Here is a 20,914-nt window from a genome sequence, read left to right as displayed (position 1 = left end):
TTGACCTGTAGGTAACCAATCCACGTATATCAGAGTGGCCAATGCCGGGAACTGATACTCCGAAGCTCTTTCTGGGTGCCTTCAGAAAACAGAATAATTAATTTTTTTTGATTTTTTTCGAATTTACTCTTGACAAAAGTCATTACATATCAGTTTGAGTAAATTACTAAGACTTCCCATACCTCAAATTGATGTATTCCCATAAGAAATATCAGGCATACTCCGATTTATGCCGCCGGAATTTTTCGTGATTTATTTTGACAGTCATCTGTTTCCCGAACACATGAAAAGCCCGATGCATAATGCACCGGGCTTTTCACAGTAACACTCAAAGGAGTGGTCATGAAACAGAGGGAGCTGCCTCATGACCGAAAATGAAAAAAATGAAAAAGAATCTATAACAAACATTAGTCAGTCGGCTTATTTATTGTTGATAAATTCATTATAAGAAGGAGTTGTGTTGTAATATTGTTCAATTTATAAAAAAAGTGTGAACTTTCCAAACTGGCACGAAAAAATAGTCAAAAACACGGAAAAAGAGCGCTAAAGTCATAGAAAGGGCAAAAACAGCGTTTGACTTTTGATCTCCGCTTTGCGACTTTTCAATATAAAAAGGAGTTCTGAATTATCTCAAAACTCCTTTGAAGTCATACTTTCATTATTGTAAAAACAGGATGCCTCGTGCTTTTATCATTCCAAAAGTCGGATGCTTTGCTTCGGACTTCATGCCTTCATCATTCCAAAAGTCGGATGCTTTGCTTCGGACTTCATGCCTTCATCATTCTGAAAGTCGGATGCGATGCATCTGTCAGGCGTGTATGTTAAGTTTTCTATCTCTGACCGTACTTTACCAGAATGTTCTGAATACGCTCGGTAGGATTCAGCAGATCGCTGATGGACTGATCGTGATTTAAGGTGTCGATCAGAAGAGCGACATACTTGCTCATGTCAACGGAGATGTAATAGTCTCTGGACAGAAGCTCCTGTGGCTGGTATACCAGATTGGTGGTCATAACACGGTAGATCAGACCCTGCTCTACTGCTTCGTCAAACCTGTCCATACCATTTGTGAACAGACCGAAGGTGGCTGCTACGAAGATACGGTTCGCTTTACGGCGTTTCAGCTCTGTTGCTACGTCGATCATACTCTCGCCGGAGGAGATCATATCATCAATGATGATGACATCCTTGCCCTCAAGGTCAGCACCGAGGAACTCATGGGCGATGATCGGGTTACGACCGTCGACAATCTTGCTGTAGTCGCGGCGCTTGTAGAACATTCCGACATCGATGCCGAGAACGTTTGCATAGTAAACGGCTCTGCCGAGAGCACCCTCATCCGGGCTGATTACCATCAGATTCTGTGCATCAATCCTGATGTCAGGCACATTCTTGAGAAGCGCCTTGATGAACTGATAGGTTGGCTGAACCGTCTCGAAGCTCTTGAGAGGAATCGCATTCTGCACGCGAGGGTCGTGTGCATCGAAGGTGATAATACTCTCAACGCCCATCTGTGTCAGCTCCTGCAGTGCCAGAGCGCAGTCAAGAGACTCTCGGCTGGAACGGCGGTGCTGACGGCTTTCATACAAAAATGGCATCATAACGGTGATACGTCTTGCCTTGCCTCCGACAGCGGCGATCAGACGCTTCAGATCCTGATAATGATCGTCTGGAGACATGTGGTTTACCTGACCGCATACCTTGTAGGTCAGGCTGTAGTTGCAGACATCAACCAGTAAAAAGAGGTCATCGCCTCGAACAGACTCGCGGATCAGTCCCTTGCTTCGCCGGAACCGAAACGTGGACAAACACAGTCGATCAGATAAGAATCCTTGCTGTAGCCGGCGATGGAAGAAGCGGGTGCTTCCATGCGGGAACGTTCCTGACGCCATTCTACGATGTAGTCATTGACACGCTGTCCCATTTCTTTGCTGCTTTCCAGAGCTAAGATTCCCAGATTGCCAACAGGTATTGTTTCTGCCAATTTGTCATGTCGTTTCATGTTATGAAATCCTCCATTCTTGCATGTGAATTATATAGTTTTCGGGGTGTGATTCCGGAACCTTTTCAGAGGTCGGATGTCATTCCCGATAATCTTACAGAAGTTATAGTAGCCGGTAAAACGGGAGAAGATACGCTCGCCGTACCGGTCGTGCAATTCCTGAAATGCCAGATTCGTAGACAGGATCGTGGATCTTTGCTGCAGGTGTCTCTCTTCAATGAAGTGATAAAGCTCGGAGGTTGTAAAGCTGTTGGTAAGCTCCGTTCCGAGATCATCAATAATGAGAAGATCACTGTGGATCAGGTAGTCCATTTTGACCTGAATCTGTTCGCATTCTTCTCCTTTGCCAAACCTGCCTTTCTCTAAAATATCAAATAGCTGTAAAGAAGTCAAGTAAACGACCGTGTGACCGGAGTCCAGAAGCTCCTTGGCAATACAGTGAGTCAGGAAAGTTTTGCCGACACCGGTGGGACCGTAAAATATGAGATTATCGTATGCATCGTCAAAATGCCTGATAAAATCAAGACAGATATCCCTAAGCTTCGTGATATTTTCCTTTGGAGTTAGAGAAAGATTATCATCAACGGTTGTGTCATCGTAGTAATCGCTGCGGAATGTATCAAAATTCTCCTCCAGTAAAATATCGCTCAGATTCGCATTGGCATAGAGAAAATCGGCCTGTGCCTTTGTCAGACAATGGCAGGGCCTGGAGCCGATGTAGCCGGTATCGTGACAGTCCGGACAGCTGTAGATCGGAGAGAGATAGTCACGGGGATATCCGTGCTTCTCCAGAAGATCCTGCTTCTTCTCGGCAAGCTCTTTCATATGGAGCATATACTGTGCCGCAGTGGAAGAGGCGCTGTCCGGCTGAAGAAGCTCGCTGCGCGCCTGCTGGAAGGAAAGATGGATGATCTCTCCCTGCAGCTTTTCAATCTCCGGGATTTCTTTGTGAATGGATGCTGTGCGCTCATCAAGGATCCGCTGATTCTTCATGCGTGTACGGTCATATTTTTCCATGATATTGCCATACTGGCTTGCTGAGATACCCATGCTATGCTTTCCTTTCTTATTAGATGCTGTGATGCCGAAGCTGATGACTCCTGCATTATGATCTGACATCTGAGGCGATGATCCCTTACGTCATACTAGACATGAAGAAGCTGCTTTTCGAGCGCGTCGGCCTCCTTCCGGGACAGCCCATGCTGTACCATGCCCGACTTGTTGCCGTGCTGTGCGGCTGCTGCCTGTCTCTTTGCAGCTTTCTCTCTGGCAAAGTCCTCGTCTGCCTTGTGAACATCCTGAAGTGTGTGGACGCCGGTGCGATACCAGCGCTCAAGGATTCCGTCAGCATACTTGAAATCGCCGTGCTGAAGCTTTAACATTGTGCGGTTGCATGCCTCAAGGATAACGCTCAGATCCATTTGCCACTGGTTCTGCCAGCGGTCAACAAATTCCCTCTCGATAGCGGCGAGCGTGCGCCCAAGTGCCATAGATTTGGAAATGGCGGTGTAGGTTGCATTGTACTCCATAGAAGCATTCTGCGCATCCTCGGTGGTCTTGACACCTTTCTCATCCCAGGCGAGTGCGACCGTCTGGATATAGGAGATATTAGTCTTGCCGAGCCCGATACAGTATTCGTACAGATGCAGTATCAGCTCGGAAGAAAAATGAAGTGTATCATATAAATATGTAACAAACTCTAATTCCTTCGGCTTGATCGGATGCCTGAGATAACTCTCAACGATATCGCATGTCCAGCAGAAATCATCGTTGCCGGCAAGACGATTCATCTGCTCGGTTGTTACGGTTGGTGCCGGAAGCTTGTCTGCGGAGGCGGTCGTGCTGCCGGTGGCTTTTGAAGCGGCAGGGGAAGTATGTCTGCCTGACTGCTGCGTGAAAGCCTGTCCGTCGGTCTGAGCTGCGGAATCTGCCGGGGAAGTATGTCTGCCGGCCTGCACTGCGGAATCTGCCGGGGAAGTACGTCTGCCGGTCTGCACTGCGGAATCTGCCGGGGGAACCGGTCTGTCAGTCTGTGTTCCGGAAGCTGTCACTGCAGCCGAAGTATCTGACTGCTTCGGAGAAGCAGCGGTTTTTGAGGAAACGTGCTTTGCTGTGCCGTTCGAAGCAGCCTCTGCTTCTGCGGACTTCGACGCGTCTGCCTTGCCGGTGGAACCCCTGACAGAGGTACCGGTCACTGCTTCGGCTCTGCCGGATGATTTCATGATCGGTGTCATCGTACTTTCAGTGTGTGATGCGCTGCCGGTCATCGGTGCAGCAGTATCTGTCACAAGCTCATCCGGATTAAGAACATCGATGCCGAGGATCTCAGAACCGTCCTCACTGCGTGTGATGCGTAAAAGACCCTGCTTCTCCCAGTAATTCAGCGCGCGGATGATATCCTTCTCGGTATTCTCCATCTGGTCTGCCAGCGAGGAGATCGACAGATCGTCCTGTCCTGCCTGAATACATTTGGAAAGGTAAAGATACACCTTCACATAGCTGCCGTTTGCTCTGAGCATATATTTCTCGATAAATGTATTGTGAATCGAAGTGACCAACGGGATATGGTTGGAACACAACAAAATATTATCCATGAAAATCCTCCGTTCTCAGCGAAATCTCCGCAGAAATCCCGCATTCTGTATCAGTCTGTACCCTATAATAACACAAAGAAAAAAACTTGCAAACACCGATAAACAGTGGATTTGTGTGGATTTAAAAATGTGGATAATGTGAATGAAAATTAGCGCCTTCGACGAAAACCCCATAAATTCATAGGTTTTTACCAAAAAAAATTATCCACAATAATTGTCGACAGTTTTTGACAAAAAATTGTGGATAATGTGGATAACTTATTTATTTACCAGATCTTCTCCGATAGATACTACGTTACCGGCACCCATAGTTATCAACAAGTCCCCGTTGATACATTTTTCTGATAAAAATTTTTCGATTTCTTCAAAAGAAGGAAAATAGTAGGCGTCCTTGCCGAGCTTTTTGAGTTCTTCCTGCAGCGTGCGGGAGGAGATATCGCCCGGATCTGCCTCGCGTGCGGCGTAGATGTCTGCCAGCACGACATTCTCTGCCTGGGACAGTGCCTGTGCAAACCCCTTTAACAGGGCACGGGTTCTTGAGTAGGTGTGTGGCTGGAATACGCACCACAGATGCTTGTGTGGATACTTCTCTGCAGCAGTCAGTGTCGCTGTGATCTCTGTCGGATGGTGTGCATAATCGTCCACGACAGTCACTCCGTTGAAAGATCCCTTCAGCTCGAAACGGCGCTCGGTTCCTTCAAAAGCAAGAAGTCCCTTCCGGATGGAATCCATATCAATGTGGTAATACTGTGCCAGCGCGATGGCGGACAGTGCATTGGCAATGTTGTGGCGACCGATCACATGCAGGTCGATGTGCGCCTCCTTTGTGCCGTTGCAGATCAGGTCGAAGTGACCGTAGCCGTGCTCGTCGAAGCTGATATTATCTGCGAAGTAATCACATTCCTTTGTCAGACCGAAGGTGATCACCGGGCAGTCAAGATTGTCGGTAATCTCGTCAAGTGCAGGAATCTCGCCATTAATGATCAGCACACCGTTTGAAGGGAGCAGCCCGGCAAAGCGGCGGAAGGAATGGCGGATATCGTTGATATCCTTGAAAAAGTCCAGATGATCCGCATCAATATTTAGGATGATGCCGGCGGTCGGATGGAATTTTAGGAAGCTGTTCGTATATTCGCATGCCTCCGTGATGAAATCGTCCGAATGACCAACGCGGATATTGCCGTTGATCGCTTTGAGGATGCCTCCGACAGAGATGGTCGGATCCTTCTGTGCCTCCAGAAAGATATGCGATACCATGGAGGTTGTCGTTGTCTTTCCGTGCGTGCCGGAGATGGCGATCGCATTCTGATAATTCTTCATGACCTGACCGACCATTTCTGCACGTTCCATCATAGGGATGCCCATTGCCTTGGCTGCCTTAAATTCCGGATTGTCCGGGTGAATGGCTGCCGTGTAGACAACCAGATCGATGTCATTTGTAATATTTTCGGTGGACTGGCCATATATTATATCGATACCAAGTGACTGCAGATGATCCGTGATCTTGCTTTCGTGGGCATCTGAGCCATGTACCTGAAAACCGTAATCGTGCAGAAGCTGGGCAAATCCACTCATGCTGATGCCGCCGATTCCGATGAAATATACATTTGCCGGATGGTTAAAGTCGATTTGATACATAATAAAAACCACGCCTTTCTTCTATGTAATATGTAATGTTCTTACAATATTATAACGAATAGGAGGAAAAATACAATTCTTTTGTGTCATATTTATTCGGAATTTCGTCAGTGTGTGATTGATTTATGTTTTTGTGGGATTCGGCGGCGCATTGTGCATTTTTTTTGTGAAAAAGGAGGTGATTATGCAAAATTTTGGCAAAAATTAGTCGAAATGTATAAAAAATAGAAAAAATTAACAAATTATTTGTCAAATTTATTCCCATTTTATGAAAGGTGTGTTATAATACAATTATTCTGAACAACAAGGGGTGATATCGTGATAAAGAAAGAAATGATTGCAATGTTACTGGCAGGTGGTCAGGGCTCTCGTCTTGGAGTACTCACAGCAGATGTTGCAAAGCCTGCAGTTGCATTTGGTGGCAAGTATCGTATTATCGACTTTCCATTGAGTAACTGTATTAATTCGGGGGTTGATACAGTTGGTGTCCTGACACAGTATCAGCCGTTGCGTCTGAATACTCACATTGGAATCGGTATTCCGTGGGATTTGGACAGAAATGTCGGGGGAGTTTCCATTCTGCCACCGTACGAGAAGAGTACGAGCAGTGAATGGTATACAGGAACTGCAAATGCGATTTATCAGAACTTACGGTATATGGAGCAGTATAATCCTGACTATGTACTTATTTTGGGTGGAGATCACATTTATAAGATGGATTACGAGGTGATGCTCGATTTCCATAAAGCCAATAATGCTGATGTTACGTTAGCGACGATTCCTGTTCCGCTGGAAGAAGCAAGCCGTTTTGGTGTAGTTATTACGGATGAGAACAAGAAGATTCAGGAGTTCGAGGAGAAGCCGGAGCATCCGCGCAGCAATCTCGCATCCATGGGTATCTACATATTCTCATGGCCGGTACTGCGTGAGGCACTGCTGAAGCTGAAGGATCAGCCGGCGTGTGATTTCGGTAAGCATATTATTCCTTACTGCCATGAGCAGGGCAAGCGTATCTTTGCATACGAGTACAATGGATACTGGAAGGATGTTGGAACACTTGGCTCTTATTGGGAATCCAACATGGAGCTGATCGATCTGATTCCTGTCTTTAACCTTTATGAGGAGTTCTGGAAGATCTACACGAAGAGTGACCGTATTCCGCCGCAGTATATTGCGAAGGATGCAATTGTGGACAAGGCAATCATCGGCGAAGGCTGTGAGATTTATGGAGAGGTTCATAACTCGGTGATCGGCTGTGGTGTCACGATCGAAGCGGGAGCGGTTGTACGGGATTCCATCATTATGAGTTCTACCACGATCGGTGCCGGGACAACGGTTGACAAGTCTATCATTGCAGAGGGCGTTACTGTTGGCAAGAACTGTGAGCTGGGCATCGGTGAAGAGAAAGAAAATAAAGTAAAACCTAGCGTTTATGCGTTTGGTCTGGTAACCATCGGAGAGGATTCTGTGATTCCGGATGGCGTCAAGATTGGAAAGAATACAGCAATTTCCGGCGTGACAGAGCCGGCAGATTATCCGAACGGTCTTTTGGACGGCGGTGAGACTTTGATTAAGGTAGGTGACAGAGAATGAGAGCGATAGGTATTGTATTAGCTGGTGGTAATAGCAGCAGAATGAAGGAGCTTTCCAACAAGAGAGCAATCGCTGCAATGCCAATAGCCGGCAGCTTCCGAAGCATTGATTTTACATTAAGTAATATGACAAACTCACATATTCAGAAGGTGGCTGTGTTTACACAATATAATGCAAAGTCGCTGAATGAGCACCTGAATTCCTCTAAATGGTGGGACTTTGGTAGAAAGCAGGGAGGATTATATGTATTCACCCCTACCACTACACCGGAGAACAGTTACTGGTATCGCGGAACCGCTGATGCGATCGCACAGAACATCGGATTCCTTAAGAGTAGTCATGAGCCTTATGTTGTTATTGCATCCGGTGATGGTGTGTACAAGATGGACTACAATAAAGTCCTTGAGTATCATATTGCAAAGAAAGCAGATTTTACGGTTGTTACAACTGATATGAATGAGAAGGATGATCCAAGCCGTTTTGGCGTGATCTCAACCGATATGGACGGGCGTATCGTCAACTTCGAGGAGAAGCCGATCCAGGCGAAGGGACAGCAGGTTTCTGCGGGAATCTATATTGTCCGCCGCCGTCTTCTGATCGAACTGATCGAGAAGGCCGATCAGGAGGAGAGATACGATTTTGTAAAAGACATCCTGATCCGTTACAAGGATATCAAGAAGATCTACGCATATAAGATGGATACATATTGGAGTAATATTTCCAGCGTGGAATCTTATTTCCGTACCAATATGGACTTCCTGAAGCCGGAGATCCGTGATTACTTCTTCAAGCAGTATCCGGATGTATATTCCAAGGTACAGGATCTGCCGCCTGCAAAATATAACGCAGGATCAGATGTCAGAAACAGTCTTGTATCAAGTGGATGTATCATCAATGGACAGGTAGAGGATTCCATCCTGTTCAAGGAAGTTTATGTTGGAAATAACTGTGTGATCAAGAACTCAATCATTTTGAATGATGTTTACATTGGAGACAATACACATATTGAGAATTGTATCGTAGAAAGCAGAGATACGATTCGCGCTAATACAGAGTATATTGGTGAGAATGGACAGATTCGTATCGTGATTGAGAAGAATGAGCGTTATGCACTTTGATGCCGGACGCGAATGAATAAAGGGGAGAGGTTACCTCGTATTTAAGTAGAATTTGTCTGGAATCAAAGGGGGTTCAAACATGCAGATAACAGATGTGCGTATTCGCAAGATCTCAAAAGAAGGGAAAATGAAGGCAATCGTTTCTATTACTCTTGATGGTGAGTTTGTTGTTCACGACATCAAGGTGATCGAAGGCGAGAAAGGTCTTTTTATTGCGATGCCTAGCAGACGCGCAGGAGATGGAGAATATCGTGATATTGCTCACCCGATCAATTCCCAGACGCGGGAGATGATCCAGAATATCATTTTGGAAAGGTATGAAGCTGTGCTGGAGGAGGACGAGACCGACAGCGCACAGATCTGACCTTAAAGCCCGGAGGGGCAGCAACACAAGAGGGAGATCTTAGAACAGCAGTAAAATGCTGAATATGGGGAAGGTGAATTCACAATATACACCATAAAACGGAGACGGGGGAGTGCCTGTCTCCGTTTTCGACAAAAGAAAGTAGGGCAGACATATGAAAATGAAACCAAAGAAACTGAAACCAAAGAAAATGAAACCAAAGAAACTGAAAACAAACAAGCGGGCGAAAGTGGGAATGCGCAAGAAGATAGACATGAATTCCGTGAAGTGGAAGGTAATGGTGCCGATTACAATGCTCGGCGCGATGCTTTTGATCTGCAGTATCCTCTGTATTGGTCAGCTGCGTGGAATGCTCCGCTCGAGCCAGACGATCTCTGACCGCTATGCGCAGAATATTACAAAGCTTGGCGAGATCGCAGAGGATTTCCAGTCGCTTCACCGTGTGATCTATGAGCATTGTCTGACAAGTGACAGTGCATCGCTGGAGAATCTCTCGACAGAAGCAAGTACCCTTCGCAGCAACATTCAGACTGCCAATATCGAGTACGAGGAGATGATGGGAAAGGGCAGTGAGACGGAGAATTTCCAGAAGTTTGAACAGGACTACGAAGAATATCTCACAAACTTTGAGCAGGCAATCCGCCTGAGTAATAAGGGCAGGAAGGATGATGCGCAGAATCTTGCAAATGGAACGCTGAGTACACTCGGAAGTGACCTGTCTGATCAGATCAGCGAATTGATTCAATATAATAAGAAGGGAATGGATTCGGCAATCGTAAAGCAGAAGAGAAAATATAACTCTTCCTTATTTATAGTGGCAATTCTTCTGATCCTCGGTATGATCGTGGATGTTCTTGGTGTGACGATCAGCCACCGTTACATCAGCCTCCCGCTTGGCAGAATTGACGGGAAGTTGTCCAAGATTGTCGACGATGTCCAGTCGGGTCATGGTGATCTGACGGAGCGAATCTCCGTGGACAGCCGGGATGAGATGGGCAAGATTGCAAAAGGAATTAATGTATTCCTCGAGGCATTACAGACAATCATGAAGGAGATCACTACAAGTGCTGCCAGTCTGGATGAGATCGTCGGTAAGGTATCCGACCATGTAGCGACGGCGAATGACAGCTCTGCGGACATCTCTGCATTGATGCAGCAGCTTGCCGCTTCCATGCAGGAGATTTCTTCAACTATTTCAAATATCAGCGAAAATGCAACTGATGTGAATGGCAATGTGATCGAGCTGGCAAATGCCTCCGGTGACCTGCAGCAGTATGCGGCTGAAATGCGCGTGCGTGCAGAAAAGCTGGAAAGCACAGCGGTTGAAACGAAGAAAAATACCAGCGTTGTGGTGAATGATATCATCAAAAAGCTGGAGGAGGCAATCGAAGGAAGCAAGAGCGTTGAGACAGTTAATGAGCTGACCAATGAGATTTTAAGCATTTCCAGCCAGACCAATCTGCTTGCGCTCAATGCTGCAATTGAGGCAGCACGTGCCGGTGAAGCCGGAAGAGGCTTTGCGGTTGTTGCGGACGAGATCAGTAATCTGGCGGAGGAAAGCCGTAAAGCAGCCAACAACATCCAGAATATCAATCAGGTCGTTGTGGGTGCCGTTGAAGAGCTGACTGAACAGGCGAGAGCAATTGCTTCCTATATAATGGAGAACATTTCGACGGATTATGATGACTTTGTGGCATCCGGTGCACAGTATAAAGAGGATGCTGTGCATGTTGATGAGATCGTTACGCGGTTCCACCGCATGGCAGACGAGGCGCAGGTGCTTGTAGATAATATTACCCGCGCGATCCAGGGGATCAGTGCTGCAGTGGATGAGAGTGCGAACGGTGTGGGGTCTGCTGCAACTAATACTGCAGATCTGGTGCAGGGTATTGGTTCGATCTCTGCACAGATGAAAGAGAACAAAGAGATCGCTGAAAAATTAAATGACGAAGCCGGAAAATTCGAACGTGTCTAATGCGAGCCGTCACCGGATCGGGAGTTGTGCAAATTAACAACAACCGGTTTTGGTGACGGATTTTTTTGTGCAAATCGTAGAAAAATAAAAAAAGATGAAAAAATTGAAAAAAAACCTTGAAAAGCCTGTAAAATCTTGCTACAATAGCAAATGCTGTGACATTGATAGCTGTGAAGCGCGAGGTTGCTGTCATCTGGTAACGAATGACAGGTTTTCCGTGGAGCGAATGTCAAGTTAGGAAACTGGCGACAAGTCACTGTACCAATTTAACAATCCGTGTGAACGGATAAGAACAGAAGGGAAGTCCTGCGTTACCCGATGTGATTCAACAGGACACACCCGGACAAGTGTACAGTCACCACTTGTTGCGCTATTACAACGAGCATGATTCGATGCCAATCAGATCAGTTTGCTCGCAAAAGTGCGAAAAGGAGGCGGCTTTTTTTATGGCTAACGTAATGAGAATTACACTGAAGGCGTATGACCACAATCAGATTGATCATGCTGCTGGGAAGATTATTGAGACGGCAAAGAAGACTGGCGCTAATGTAAGCGGTCCGGTACCTCTTCCAACGAAGAAGGAAGTAGTTACAATTCTTCGTGCTGTTCACAAGTACAAAGATTCCAGAGAGCAGTTTGAGCAGAGAACTCACAAGAGACTGATTGATGTTATCGCTCCAACACAGAAGACCATCGAAGCATTAACAAAGATGGAGATTCCTTCCGGTGTAGCTGTACAGCTCAAGATGAAGGAAAAGTAAGATTAAATGAGAAAGTCCTTAGGGTTTATATAAACTGAGTTTTTTGAATCAAACTTGCACATTATAGACCGTCTAGGATGAATACGATTCCAACCGGCAGCGTGGGCTGTGCGAGCCAATCGTATTCCGCTGTAGATTAACAGGAGGTGCAACATTATGAAGAAAGCTATTTTAGCAACGAAGATCGGTATGACACAGATCTTCAACGAGAACGGAGTATTAACTCCGGTAACTGTACTTCAGGCAGGTCCTTGCTTCGTAACACAGGTAAAGACAGTCGAGAATGATGGGTACAGTGCAGTGCAGGTAGGATATGTTGATAAGAAGGATAAGGTTATCAGCAAGGATTCTACAGGCAAGAAGGAAGTAAAGAGAAGTCATGGCGTAAACAAGCCTCTTCAGGGACACTTCGCAAAAGCAGGAGTATCCGGCAAAAGATATCTGAAAGAGTTTAAGTTTGAGGACGCTGAGGAGTACACACTTGGTCAGGAGATCAAGGCTGACATTTTTGAAGCCGGAGATAAGATCGATGCAAGCGGCACTACAAAGGGAAAAGGTTTCCAGGGTGCAATCAAGAGACATGGTCTCCACAGAGGACCTATGGGACATGGTTCCAAGTTCCACAGACATGCAGGTTCCAACGGTGCTTGTTCTGATCCTAGCCGTGTATTCAAGGGCAAGAAGATGCCTGGTCAGATGGGTGGCGTTAAGAGAACGATCCAGAATCTTGAAATCGTTCGCGTAGACGCAGAGCAGAATCTCATCCTGGTTAAGGGCGCAGTTCCCGGACCAAAGAAATCTGTTGTGACCATCAAGGAAAGCGTTAAAACTGCTAAATAATTCTTTTGGAAAGGAGGAACACACAGATGGCTAACGTATCTGTTTATAATATGGAAGGCAGCGAAGTTGGAAAGCTTGATCTTAACGATAGCGTATTCGCTGTTGATGTAAATGAGCATTTGATGCATATGGCTGTTGTATTACAGCTTGCAAATAAACGTCAGGGCACTCAGAAGGCTAAGACACGTTCTGAGGTGAGCGGTGGCGGAAGAAAGCCATGGAGACAGAAGGGAACAGGTCATGCAAGACAGGGTTCCACAAGATCTCCACAGTGGACAGGCGGTGGAGTTGTATTTGCTCCAACACCGAGAGATTATTCATTCAAGATGAATAAGAAAGAGAAGGCCGGTGCAATTAAATCCGCACTGACAACAAAGGTAAACGAGGAGAAATTCTTCGTAATGGATTCTTTGAAGTTTGATGAGATCAAGACAAAGAAGATGGTAAGCGTTCTTGATGCATTAAAGGTAAACAAAGCACTCGTTGTACTTGACGGCGAGGACAATGACAACGTAGAGGTTTCTGCAAGAAACATCGCCGGAGTCAGAACGGTTTACTCCAACGCAATCAACGTATATGACATTCTGAAGTATGATACAATCATCATCACAAAGAGTGCTGTAGCAAAGCTTGAGGAGGTGTACGCATAATGGCAGATTTGAAATATTATGATGTTATCCAGAAGCCAATCGTGACAGAGAAGTCCATGGCATCTATGGAAGAGAAAAAGTACACATTCGCTGTTCATCCGGATGCTACAAAGAGCCAGGTGAAAGAAGCTGTTGAGAAGCTTTTCGACGGAACAAAGGTTTCAAAGGTAAACACAATGAACTGTGACGGTAAGACTCGTCGCCGTGGAAGAACTCAGGGTAAGACAGCTAAGTATAAGAAAGCGATTGTACAGCTTACAGAGGACAGCAAGGATATCGAGATCTTTGAGGGACTGTAAAATCTGAGTAAGACCTAAAACGCCTGGAAAACCTATCGGGCGGATCAAATATAAGTATTTGAAAGGAGAAAATGTCATGGGAATTAAAACATTTAACCCATATACACCTTCCAGAAGACATATGACTACAATGGATCGTGCTGAGATTACAGCTACAACTCCTGAGAAGTCACTGACCGTGTCTTTAAAGAAGAACGCCGGACGTAATGCACAGGGTAAGATCACTGTAAGACATCGTGGTGGCGGATCAAGAAGAAAATACAGAATTATCGATTTTAAGAGAAATAAGGATGGTATTCCGGCAATTGTTAAGACAATCGAGTACGATCCAAACAGAACAGCAAATATCGCACTGATCAGCTATGCAGATGGTCAGAAGGCATATATCCTCGCTCCGGAGGGACTGAAGGTTGGTCAGAAGATCATGAACGGTCCTGAGGCAGAGATCGCAGTAGGAAACGCACTTCCACTTCAGAACATTCCAGTAGGTTCTCAGGTTCATAACATTGAGCTTTACCCTGGAAAAGGTGGTCAGCTTGTTCGTTCCGCTGGTAACAGCGCACAGCTGATGGCTAAGGAAGGTAAGTATGCAACACTTCGTCTTCCTTCAGGCGAGATGAGAATGGTTCCTATTGTATGCCGCGCAACAATCGGTGTTGTAGGAAATGGTGAGCATGCACTTGTTAATATCGGTAAGGCAGGACGTAAGCGTCACATGGGTATCAGACCTACTGTCCGTGGTTCTGTTATGAACCCTAACGACCATCCACACGGTGGTGGTGAAGGTAAGACAGGTATCGGCCGTCCGGGTCCATGTACTCCTTGGGGCAAGCCTGCGCTTGGCTTAAAGACACGTAAGAAGAACAATAAGTCAAATAAACTGATCGTAAGAAGAAGAGACGGAAAGGCTTTGGCTAAATAATAAGTCAAAGCAGTCTGCTTGAAGATTGGATTAGCCGTTAAGGCAGAATGGAGGATACAATGGCACGTTCATTAAAGAAAGGACCTTTCATCGATGCAAGCCTTGAGAAAAAGGTAAACGCTGCAGTCGCATCCGGTGATAAGGCAGTGATCAAAACATGGTCTCGTCGTTCCACTATTTTCCCATCATTCGTAGGATTGACATTTGCTGTACATGACGGTAGAAAGCATGTACCTGTATATGTTACCGAGGATATGGTAGGACACAAGCTCGGCGAGTTCGTAGCTACCAGAACCTACAGAGGTCACGGTAAGGACGAGAAGAAGGGCCGTTAGTCATTGATGACGGCGGAGAGATAAATTAACAGAGAATCGAAAGGAGGCTTCACAAATGGCTAAGGGGCATAGATCTCAGATTAAGAGAGAGAGAAATGAGAACCAGAAAGACACCAGACCTTCAGCTAAGTTATCTTATGCAAGAGTTTCAGTTCAGAAGGCTTGTTATGTGTTAGATGCCATCAGAGGCAAAGATGTAGAGACAGCAATCGGTATTTTGACATATAATCCAAGATATGCGTCCAGCATTATCTTAAAGTTATTACAGTCTGCAGTTGCAAATGCTGAGAACAACAATGGTATGAATCCTGAGAATTTGTACATTGAAGAGTGTTATGCAAATAAAGGACCGACAATGAAGAGAATCAAACCAAGAGCGCAGGGTAGAGCATACCGTATTGAGAAGAGAATGAGTCATATCACGATCGTACTCAACGAGCGCTAATCATAAGTTTGCTTCAGATCAGAATTTTTGATCTGTGAAAGGAGATTAAAATGGGACAGAAGGTTAATCCTCATGGTTTAAGAGTCGGTGTTATCAGTGACTGGGATTCCAATTGGTTTGCAGAGGGTAAATTTGCAGACTATCTTGTAGAAGATTACAAGATCAGAGAATTTGTAAAGAAGAAATTATACAGCGCTGGTATTTCAAAGATCGAGATTGAGAGACCGACAGATAAAGTAAGAGTTATCATTCATACAGCAAAGCCTGGATTCGTAATCGGTAAGGGCGGTGCTGAGATTGAGAATCTGAAGAAAGAGTTATTAAAGGTTTTAGATCGCAAGGTTGCATTGGATATCAAGATCATGGACATCAAGAATCCGGACAGCCATGCGCAGTTAGTAGCAGAGAATATTGCGCAGCAGCTTGAGAATCGTATCTCCTTCCGTCGTGCAATGAAGTCTGCAATGGGCAGAACGATGAAGACAGGCGCAAAGGGTGTGAAGGCATCTTGCTCCGGACGTCTGGGCGGTGCTGATATGGCTCGTACAGAGTTCTACAGCGAGGGTACAATTCCTCTTCAGACACTTCGTGCTGATATTGATTATGGCTTCGCTGAGGCTGACACAACTTATGGTAAGGTTGGTGTTAAGGTATGGGTTTACCATGGTGAAGTTCTTCCAACCAAGAATAACAAAAAGGAAGGGAGCGATAAATAATGTTAATGCCAAAGAGAGTAAAACATCGCAAGCAGTTCCGCGGTAGAATGACAGGAAAAGCGCTCAGAGGAAACAAGATCACAAATGGTGATTTTGGTATCGTGGCTTTAGAGCCGGCATGGATCAAATCCAACCAGATTGAGGCAGCCCGTATTGCGATGACACGTTATATCAAGCGTGGTGGTAAAGTTTGGATCAAGATTTTCCCTGACAAGCCAGTAACAAAGACTCCTGCCGAGACTCGAATGGGTAAAGGTAAAGGTGCGCTGGAGTATTGGGTAGCTGTTGTAAAACCTGGTCGTGTAATGTTCGAGATTTCAGGTGTATCAGAAGAGGTAGCAAGAGAGGCTTTACGTCTTGCAACTCATAAGTTGCCTGTTAAATGTAAGGTCGTATCTCGTGCAGACTTAGAAGGAGGTGCGGGCAGTGAAGAGTAAGCAGTTTATGGAAGAATTGAAAAGTAAGTCCGTTACAGAATTAAATGAAGATTTAGTTGCTGCAAAGAAAGAGCTGTTCAATCTGAAGTTCCAGAATGCAACAAATCAGCTGGATAATACGAGCCGTATTAAGGAAGTTAAGAAGAATATCGCAAGAATTCAGACAGTGCTCGCATCCCAGAACTAATTCATTTGATAGAAGCCCTATGGAAAGGAGGACACGATCGTGGAGAGAAATCTTAGAAAGACTCGTGTAGGTAAAGTAGTAAGTGATAAGATGGATAAGACAATCGTTGTTGCAGTTGTTGATAACGTTAAGCATCCACTTTATAACAAGATCATCAAGAGAACTCGTAAGCTGAAAGCTCATGATGAGGAGAATACATGCAAGATCGGTGACAGAGTAAGAGTAATGGAGACCAGACCTTTGTCTAAGGACAAGAGATGGAGACTGGTAGAGGTTATCGAGAAAGCAAAATAATTGTGAGCCGGGTATTAGACGGCAGAATATGGAGGTAATTATGATACAGCAGGAATCAAGACTGAAAGTAGCTGATAATACAGGTGCTAAAGAGCTTCTTTGTATCAGAGTTATGGGTGGTTCAACCAGAAGATATGCAAGTATCGGTGACGTCATCGTTGCTTCTGTAAAAGATGCAACACCAGGCGGTGTTGTAAAGAAGGGTGATGTCGTTAAGGCTGTTGTAGTTCGTACAGTAAACAGCACTCGTCGTCCTGATGGATCCTACATCAAGTTTGATGAGAATGCAGCCGTTATCATCCGTGACGACAAGACACCAAGAGGTACACGTATCTTTGGACCAGTCGCAAGAGAGTTGAGAGATAAGCAGTTCATGAAAATTGTTTCATTAGCACCGGAAGTATTATAAGGAGGGTATCGACAATGGCAACAAGTAAGATTAAAAAAGGCGATACCGTAAAAGTAATCGCCGGTAAAGATAAAGGCCGTGAGGGCAAGGTAACATCCGTTAAGGATGGCAAGGTTATTATCGAGGGAATCAACCAGGTAACAAAGCATACAAAGCCAAATCAGGCAAATCCTCAGGGCGGCATCGTTCAGAAGTCAGCTCCTCTGGATATTTCAAACGTAATGTATGTGAGCAAGGGAAAGGTTTCCCGTGTTGGCTTTAAGGTAGAGGACGGTAAGAAGGTTCGCTACGCAAAGGCAACAGGTGAAGTAATCGACTAATAACTGGAAAGGAGGCAATCTAACGTGGCTCGTTTAAAAGAAAAGTATAACAACGAAATCGTTGATGCAATGACCAAGAGATTTGGTTATGAAAATATAATGCAGGTACCTAAGCTCGAGAAGATCGTAGTAAACATGGGTGTCGGCGAAGCAAAAGAGAACTCCAAGATTTTGGATTCTGCAATTGCTGATTTGGAAAAGATCACAGGTCAGAAGGCCGTTACAACAAAGGCAAAGAATTCTGTCGCAAACTTCAAGATTCGTGAGGGAATGCCAATCGGATGTAAGGTAACACTCCGTGGTGAGAAAATGTATGAGTTCCTGGATCGTCTTGTAAACCTCGCACTGCCACGAGTTCGTGACTTTAGAGGTGTTAATCCTAACGCATTCGACGGCAGAGGTAACTACGCTCTTGGTATCAAGGAGCAGTTAATCTTCCCTGAGATCGAGTATGATAAGGTTGACAAGGTCAGAGGTATGGACATTATCGTTGTAACTACCGCTGAGACTGATGAAGAAGCTCGTGAATTATTGGCACAGTTCGGTATGCCATTCAAGAAGTAAGGAGGGAATCTCATGGCTAAGACTTCTATGAAAGTTAAGCAGCAGCGTAAGGCAAAGTTCTCTACAAGAGAATATAGTCGTTGCAGAATTTGTGGTCGCCCACATGCTTATTTAAGAAAATACGGAATCTGCAGAATCTGCTTCCGTGAATTAGCATACAAGGGACAGATCCCAGGCGTGAAGAAAGCAAGCTGGTAAGGAGGTAAAACAAGATGATGACGAGCGATCCAATTGCAGATATGCTTACAAGAATCCGTAATGCCAATACTGCAAAGCATGATACAGTAGATGTACCAAGCTCAAAGATGAAGATCTCTATCGCTGAGATCCTTCTCAAAGAGGGTTATATCAAGAAATATGACGTGATTGACGTTGACGGAATTAAGACAATTCATATCACATTAAAATATGGCGCAGACAAGAACGATAAGATTATCACCGGTCTCAAGAGAATTTCTAAGCCGGGTCTTAGAGTTTATGCTGGCAAGGATGAGCTTCCAAAGGTTCTCGGAGGACTTGGAATTGCTATCATTTCTACCAACAAGGGAGTTATGACAGACAAGGAAGCTAGAAAAGAAAACGTTGGCGGTGAAGTACTGGCATTTATCTGGTAATCATACCAGATAGTCAGCCACCCATTAAACCAAGAATATGGAGGTGCACGGCATGTCACGAATCGGAAAAATGCCTATCGCGGTACCGGCTGGTGTAACAGTTGATATTGCAGAAAATAATAAAGTGACTGTAAAGGGACCAAAGGGAACACTTGAGAGAGTGCTTCCGGCAGAGATGGAGATCAAGAAAGAGGGAGACGAGATCATCGTTAACCGTCCAAACGATCTTAAGAAGATGAAATCTCTCCATGGTCTTACAAGAACTCTGATCAACAACATGGTTGTTGGTGTAACAGAGGGATATGAGAAGAAGCTCGAAGTTAACGGTGTTGGTTACAGAGCTGTAAAGAAGGGAAAGCTTCTTACGCTGTCCCTGGGATACTCTCATCCGGTAGAGATGGAAGATCCTGAAGGAATCGAAGTTGTAGTTGAGGACGCTAACACACTGGTTGTTAAGGGAATCGACAAGGAAAAGGTTGGCCAATACGCTGCTGAAATCAGAGAGAAGAGAGCTCCGGAGCCTTATAAGGGTAAAGGTATTAAGTATGCTGATGAAGTAATCAGACGTAAGGTTGGTAAGACCGGTAAGAAATAATATAAAGGAGTGAAAATACGATGATTAAGAAGCAGTCAAGAAGTGATGTTCGTGTGAAGAAACACATGAAGGTTCGTAATCGTCTTTCAGGCACAGCTGAGAGACCGCGTTTAGCTGTATTTAGAAGCAATAATCATATGTACGCACAGGTTATTGATGATACCGTAGGAAATACTCTGGTTTTCGCTTCTACCCTTCAGAAAGATGTGAAGGACGGTCTTGAGAAGACAAATAACGTAGATGCAGCAGCAAAGCTTGGTGAGATCATCGCCAAGAAAGCTTTGGATAAAGGAATTAACACAGTAGTATTTGACCGTGGCGGTTTTGTATATCAGGGCAAGGTAAAAGCTTTGGCTGAGGCAGCCAGAGAAGCAGGCTTGAATTTCTAAGATTAGGAGGAGAACTCATGAAACGTACAATTATTGACCCAAGCCAGTTAGAGCTGGAAGATAATGTAGTAACGATTAAGCGTGTAACCAAGGTTGTTAAGGGTGGACGTAATATGAGATTTACTGCATTAGTAGTAGTTGGCGATAAGAACGGACATGTAGGTGCTGGTCTGGGTAAGGCCACAGAGATTCCTGAGGCTATCCGTAAAGGAAAAGAAGCTGCAGAGAAGAACCTTGTCGAAGTTCCTATCGATGAGAACGGAAGCGTACCACATGACTTCAATGGTAAGTTTGGTAGTGCATCTGTATTGATTAAAAAGGCTCCAGAAGGTACTGGAATCATCGCCGGTGGTCCGGCACGTGCCGTACTTGAGCTTGCAGGATACAAGAACATTCGTACAAAGTCTCTTGGTTCAAACAACAAGCAGAACGTTGTACTTGCAGCAATCGAGGGACTTAAGAATCTTAAGACTCCTGAGGAAGTTGCGAAGGCTCGTGGTATTTCTGTAGAAGAGCTGTTAGGCTAAAAGGAGGATCAAAATGGCAGGAAAGTTAAAGGTTACATTAGTGAAATCTACGATCGGTGCCATTCCAAAGCATCGTGCAACAGTGGAAGCGCTCGGCTTAAAGAAACTCAATAAGTCCGTTGAGCTTCCTGACAATGATGCAGTCAGAGGAATGATCTGGCATGTAAAGCATCTTGTAAAGGTAGAAGAGATCTAAGCAGGATATATGTCAAACGAAAGAAATGTCTCATTTTATGGGGCATTTTTTTCGTAGTCAATTTTTTTGGAATAAGGCTTTTCATGACGCAAATTATGTGTTATGATATATAATGTGTCGCTTTGCAGAC

General features: G+C 45.0%; 27 protein-coding genes and 1 pseudogene. 24 read left to right on the top strand and 4 right to left on the bottom strand.

Annotation, left to right across the window (positions count from 1 at the left end; genetic code table 11):
• Positions 1–830 precede the first annotated feature (830 nt).
• The 4 genes and pseudogenes from DXA20_RS01625 to murC all read right to left on the bottom strand — a co-directional run bounded on the left by DXA20_RS01625 (position 831) and on the right by murC (position 6,234).
• A pseudogene (locus tag DXA20_RS01625) lies at positions 831–2,002 on the bottom strand (ribose-phosphate pyrophosphokinase).
• Positions 2,003–2,032: 30 nt separating this feature from the next.
• Positions 2,033–3,121: an ATP-binding protein gene (locus DXA20_RS01620; protein WP_118559032.1), complete on the bottom strand. Its 1,089-nt coding sequence runs from the start codon at positions 3,119–3,121 to the stop codon at positions 2,033–2,035.
• A gap of 26 nt (positions 3,122–3,147) precedes the next feature.
• Positions 3,148–4,596, bottom strand: a complete 1,449-nt coding sequence (locus tag DXA20_RS01615) for a DnaD domain protein (protein ID WP_118559031.1) — start codon at positions 4,594–4,596, stop codon at positions 3,148–3,150.
• Positions 4,597–4,854: 258 nt separating this feature from the next.
• Positions 4,855–6,234, bottom strand: coding sequence for a UDP-N-acetylmuramate--L-alanine ligase (gene murC / locus DXA20_RS01610; RefSeq protein ID WP_118559030.1), 1,380 nt, complete (start codon positions 6,232–6,234; stop codon positions 4,855–4,857).
• Between the two features lie 318 nt (positions 6,235–6,552).
• Between murC and DXA20_RS01605 the strand changes: the two genes are divergently transcribed.
• The 24 genes from DXA20_RS01605 to rpmD all read left to right on the top strand — a co-directional run bounded on the left by DXA20_RS01605 (position 6,553) and on the right by rpmD (position 20,784).
• The gene (locus DXA20_RS01605; RefSeq protein WP_199877036.1) at positions 6,553–7,827 is read left to right on the top strand and encodes a glucose-1-phosphate adenylyltransferase; all 1,275 of its coding nucleotides are present in this window, start codon (positions 6,553–6,555) and stop codon (positions 7,825–7,827) included.
• Positions 7,824–8,945: a glucose-1-phosphate adenylyltransferase subunit GlgD gene (glgD, locus tag DXA20_RS01600; protein ID WP_022306341.1), complete on the top strand. Its 1,122-nt coding sequence runs from the start codon at positions 7,824–7,826 to the stop codon at positions 8,943–8,945. The genes DXA20_RS01605 and glgD overlap by 4 nt, the downstream gene beginning before the upstream one ends.
• A gap of 79 nt (positions 8,946–9,024) precedes the next feature.
• Positions 9,025–9,309, top strand: a complete 285-nt coding sequence (spoVG, locus tag DXA20_RS01595; protein ID WP_022306340.1) for a septation regulator SpoVG — start codon at positions 9,025–9,027, stop codon at positions 9,307–9,309.
• A 160-nt stretch (positions 9,310–9,469) separates the two neighbouring features.
• A complete protein-coding gene (locus DXA20_RS01590; RefSeq protein WP_207664217.1) occupies positions 9,470–11,284 on the top strand; it encodes a methyl-accepting chemotaxis protein in 1,815 nt (604 codons plus the stop codon).
• A gap of 446 nt (positions 11,285–11,730) precedes the next feature.
• Complete coding sequence (rpsJ, locus tag DXA20_RS01585; protein ID WP_022306338.1) at positions 11,731–12,045, top strand: 30S ribosomal protein S10; 315 nt, start codon at positions 11,731–11,733, stop codon at positions 12,043–12,045.
• Between the two features lie 156 nt (positions 12,046–12,201).
• Positions 12,202–12,885 (top strand): 50S ribosomal protein L3, encoded by a 684-nt coding sequence (gene rplC, locus DXA20_RS01580; protein ID WP_022306337.1) that lies wholly within the window; start codon positions 12,202–12,204, stop codon positions 12,883–12,885.
• 26 nt (positions 12,886–12,911) lie between these two features.
• On the top strand, positions 12,912–13,535 hold the full coding sequence (rplD, locus tag DXA20_RS01575) for a 50S ribosomal protein L4 (protein WP_022306336.1): 624 nt from the start codon (positions 12,912–12,914) through the stop codon (positions 13,533–13,535).
• Positions 13,535–13,834, top strand: a complete 300-nt coding sequence (gene rplW / locus DXA20_RS01570) for a 50S ribosomal protein L23 (RefSeq protein ID WP_022306335.1) — start codon at positions 13,535–13,537, stop codon at positions 13,832–13,834. Before rplD ends, rplW begins: the two co-directional genes overlap by 1 nt.
• A 76-nt stretch (positions 13,835–13,910) precedes the next feature.
• Positions 13,911–14,756, top strand: coding sequence for a 50S ribosomal protein L2 (rplB, locus tag DXA20_RS01565; RefSeq protein WP_022306334.1), 846 nt, complete (start codon positions 13,911–13,913; stop codon positions 14,754–14,756).
• A gap of 59 nt (positions 14,757–14,815) precedes the next feature.
• On the top strand, positions 14,816–15,091 hold the full coding sequence (gene rpsS, locus DXA20_RS01560; RefSeq protein WP_022306333.1) for a 30S ribosomal protein S19: 276 nt from the start codon (positions 14,816–14,818) through the stop codon (positions 15,089–15,091).
• A 55-nt stretch (positions 15,092–15,146) separates the two neighbouring features.
• Positions 15,147–15,536, top strand: a complete 390-nt coding sequence (gene rplV, locus DXA20_RS01555) for a 50S ribosomal protein L22 (RefSeq protein WP_022306332.1) — start codon at positions 15,147–15,149, stop codon at positions 15,534–15,536.
• Between the two features lie 50 nt (positions 15,537–15,586).
• The gene (rpsC, locus tag DXA20_RS01550; RefSeq protein ID WP_022306331.1) at positions 15,587–16,252 is read left to right on the top strand and encodes a 30S ribosomal protein S3; all 666 of its coding nucleotides are present in this window, start codon (positions 15,587–15,589) and stop codon (positions 16,250–16,252) included.
• On the top strand, positions 16,252–16,689 hold the full coding sequence (gene rplP / locus DXA20_RS01545; RefSeq protein ID WP_022306330.1) for a 50S ribosomal protein L16: 438 nt from the start codon (positions 16,252–16,254) through the stop codon (positions 16,687–16,689). The genes rpsC and rplP overlap by 1 nt, the downstream gene beginning before the upstream one ends.
• A gap of 7 nt (positions 16,690–16,696) precedes the next feature.
• Positions 16,697–16,876, top strand: coding sequence for a 50S ribosomal protein L29 (gene rpmC / locus DXA20_RS01540; protein ID WP_199877037.1), 180 nt, complete (start codon positions 16,697–16,699; stop codon positions 16,874–16,876).
• Between the two features lie 36 nt (positions 16,877–16,912).
• On the top strand, positions 16,913–17,170 hold the full coding sequence (gene rpsQ, locus DXA20_RS01535) for a 30S ribosomal protein S17 (RefSeq protein WP_178655120.1): 258 nt from the start codon (positions 16,913–16,915) through the stop codon (positions 17,168–17,170).
• Between the two features lie 40 nt (positions 17,171–17,210).
• Complete coding sequence (rplN, locus tag DXA20_RS01530; RefSeq protein ID WP_022306327.1) at positions 17,211–17,579, top strand: 50S ribosomal protein L14; 369 nt, start codon at positions 17,211–17,213, stop codon at positions 17,577–17,579.
• Positions 17,580–17,593: 14 nt separating this feature from the next.
• The gene (rplX, locus tag DXA20_RS01525; protein ID WP_022306326.1) at positions 17,594–17,899 is read left to right on the top strand and encodes a 50S ribosomal protein L24; all 306 of its coding nucleotides are present in this window, start codon (positions 17,594–17,596) and stop codon (positions 17,897–17,899) included.
• A 24-nt stretch (positions 17,900–17,923) separates the two neighbouring features.
• Entirely contained in the window at positions 17,924–18,463 is a 540-nt protein-coding gene (gene rplE, locus DXA20_RS01520; RefSeq protein WP_022306325.1) for a 50S ribosomal protein L5, read from the top strand.
• A gap of 12 nt (positions 18,464–18,475) precedes the next feature.
• Complete coding sequence (locus DXA20_RS01515) at positions 18,476–18,661, top strand: type Z 30S ribosomal protein S14 (RefSeq protein ID WP_022014871.1); 186 nt, start codon at positions 18,476–18,478, stop codon at positions 18,659–18,661.
• Positions 18,662–18,675: 14 nt separating this feature from the next.
• Positions 18,676–19,077 (top strand): 30S ribosomal protein S8, encoded by a 402-nt coding sequence (gene rpsH, locus DXA20_RS01510; protein WP_118559028.1) that lies wholly within the window; start codon positions 18,676–18,678, stop codon positions 19,075–19,077.
• 52 nt (positions 19,078–19,129) lie between these two features.
• Positions 19,130–19,672, top strand: coding sequence for a 50S ribosomal protein L6 (rplF, locus tag DXA20_RS01505; RefSeq protein ID WP_022465685.1), 543 nt, complete (start codon positions 19,130–19,132; stop codon positions 19,670–19,672).
• A 20-nt stretch (positions 19,673–19,692) separates the two neighbouring features.
• Positions 19,693–20,061, top strand: a complete 369-nt coding sequence (gene rplR, locus DXA20_RS01500) for a 50S ribosomal protein L18 (protein WP_022306322.1) — start codon at positions 19,693–19,695, stop codon at positions 20,059–20,061.
• A 17-nt stretch (positions 20,062–20,078) separates the two neighbouring features.
• Positions 20,079–20,588, top strand: coding sequence for a 30S ribosomal protein S5 (rpsE, locus tag DXA20_RS01495; protein WP_022306321.1), 510 nt, complete (start codon positions 20,079–20,081; stop codon positions 20,586–20,588).
• Between the two features lie 13 nt (positions 20,589–20,601).
• Entirely contained in the window at positions 20,602–20,784 is a 183-nt protein-coding gene (gene rpmD, locus DXA20_RS01490) for a 50S ribosomal protein L30 (protein ID WP_022306320.1), read from the top strand.
• Positions 20,785–20,914: the final 130 nt, after the last annotated feature.

The organism is Roseburia sp. AM59-24XD, assembly GCF_003478445.1.
Taxonomy (GTDB): Bacteria; Bacillota; Clostridia; order Lachnospirales; family Lachnospiraceae; genus Jutongia.
The sequence above is the reverse complement of the archived record's forward strand: the minus strand, read 5'-3'. Positions and strand labels throughout refer to the sequence as shown.

Excerpts from the sequence above, each read along its gene's own strand:
- DXA20_RS01620 (WP_118559032.1), bottom strand. The coding sequence starts at position 3,121 with ATGTCAGATCATAATGCAGGAGTCATCAGCTTCGGCATCACAGCATCT.
- DXA20_RS01615 (WP_118559031.1), bottom strand. The coding sequence starts at position 4,596 with ATGGATAATATTTTGTTGTGTTCCAACCATATCCCGTTGGTCACTTCG.
- murC (WP_118559030.1), bottom strand. The coding sequence starts at position 6,234 with ATGTATCAAATCGACTTTAACCATCCGGCAAATGTATATTTCATCGGA.
- glgD (WP_022306341.1), top strand. The coding sequence starts at position 7,824 with ATGAGAGCGATAGGTATTGTATTAGCTGGTGGTAATAGCAGCAGAATG.
- spoVG (WP_022306340.1), top strand. The coding sequence starts at position 9,025 with ATGCAGATAACAGATGTGCGTATTCGCAAGATCTCAAAAGAAGGGAAA.
- DXA20_RS01590 (WP_207664217.1), top strand. The coding sequence starts at position 9,470 with ATGAAACCAAAGAAACTGAAACCAAAGAAAATGAAACCAAAGAAACTG.
- rpsJ (WP_022306338.1), top strand. The coding sequence starts at position 11,731 with ATGGCTAACGTAATGAGAATTACACTGAAGGCGTATGACCACAATCAG.
- rplC (WP_022306337.1), top strand. The coding sequence starts at position 12,202 with ATGAAGAAAGCTATTTTAGCAACGAAGATCGGTATGACACAGATCTTC.
- rplD (WP_022306336.1), top strand. The coding sequence starts at position 12,912 with ATGGCTAACGTATCTGTTTATAATATGGAAGGCAGCGAAGTTGGAAAG.
- rplW (WP_022306335.1), top strand. The coding sequence starts at position 13,535 with ATGGCAGATTTGAAATATTATGATGTTATCCAGAAGCCAATCGTGACA.
- rplB (WP_022306334.1), top strand. The coding sequence starts at position 13,911 with ATGGGAATTAAAACATTTAACCCATATACACCTTCCAGAAGACATATG.
- rpsS (WP_022306333.1), top strand. The coding sequence starts at position 14,816 with ATGGCACGTTCATTAAAGAAAGGACCTTTCATCGATGCAAGCCTTGAG.
- rplV (WP_022306332.1), top strand. The coding sequence starts at position 15,147 with ATGGCTAAGGGGCATAGATCTCAGATTAAGAGAGAGAGAAATGAGAAC.
- rpsC (WP_022306331.1), top strand. The coding sequence starts at position 15,587 with ATGGGACAGAAGGTTAATCCTCATGGTTTAAGAGTCGGTGTTATCAGT.
- rplP (WP_022306330.1), top strand. The coding sequence starts at position 16,252 with ATGTTAATGCCAAAGAGAGTAAAACATCGCAAGCAGTTCCGCGGTAGA.
- rpmC (WP_199877037.1), top strand. The coding sequence starts at position 16,697 with ATGGAAGAATTGAAAAGTAAGTCCGTTACAGAATTAAATGAAGATTTA.
- rplN (WP_022306327.1), top strand. The coding sequence starts at position 17,211 with ATGATACAGCAGGAATCAAGACTGAAAGTAGCTGATAATACAGGTGCT.
- rplX (WP_022306326.1), top strand. The coding sequence starts at position 17,594 with ATGGCAACAAGTAAGATTAAAAAAGGCGATACCGTAAAAGTAATCGCC.
- DXA20_RS01515 (WP_022014871.1), top strand. The coding sequence starts at position 18,476 with ATGGCTAAGACTTCTATGAAAGTTAAGCAGCAGCGTAAGGCAAAGTTC.
- rpsH (WP_118559028.1), top strand. The coding sequence starts at position 18,676 with ATGATGACGAGCGATCCAATTGCAGATATGCTTACAAGAATCCGTAAT.
- rplF (WP_022465685.1), top strand. The coding sequence starts at position 19,130 with ATGTCACGAATCGGAAAAATGCCTATCGCGGTACCGGCTGGTGTAACA.
- rplR (WP_022306322.1), top strand. The coding sequence starts at position 19,693 with ATGATTAAGAAGCAGTCAAGAAGTGATGTTCGTGTGAAGAAACACATG.
- rpsE (WP_022306321.1), top strand. The coding sequence starts at position 20,079 with ATGAAACGTACAATTATTGACCCAAGCCAGTTAGAGCTGGAAGATAAT.
- rpmD (WP_022306320.1), top strand. The coding sequence starts at position 20,602 with ATGGCAGGAAAGTTAAAGGTTACATTAGTGAAATCTACGATCGGTGCC.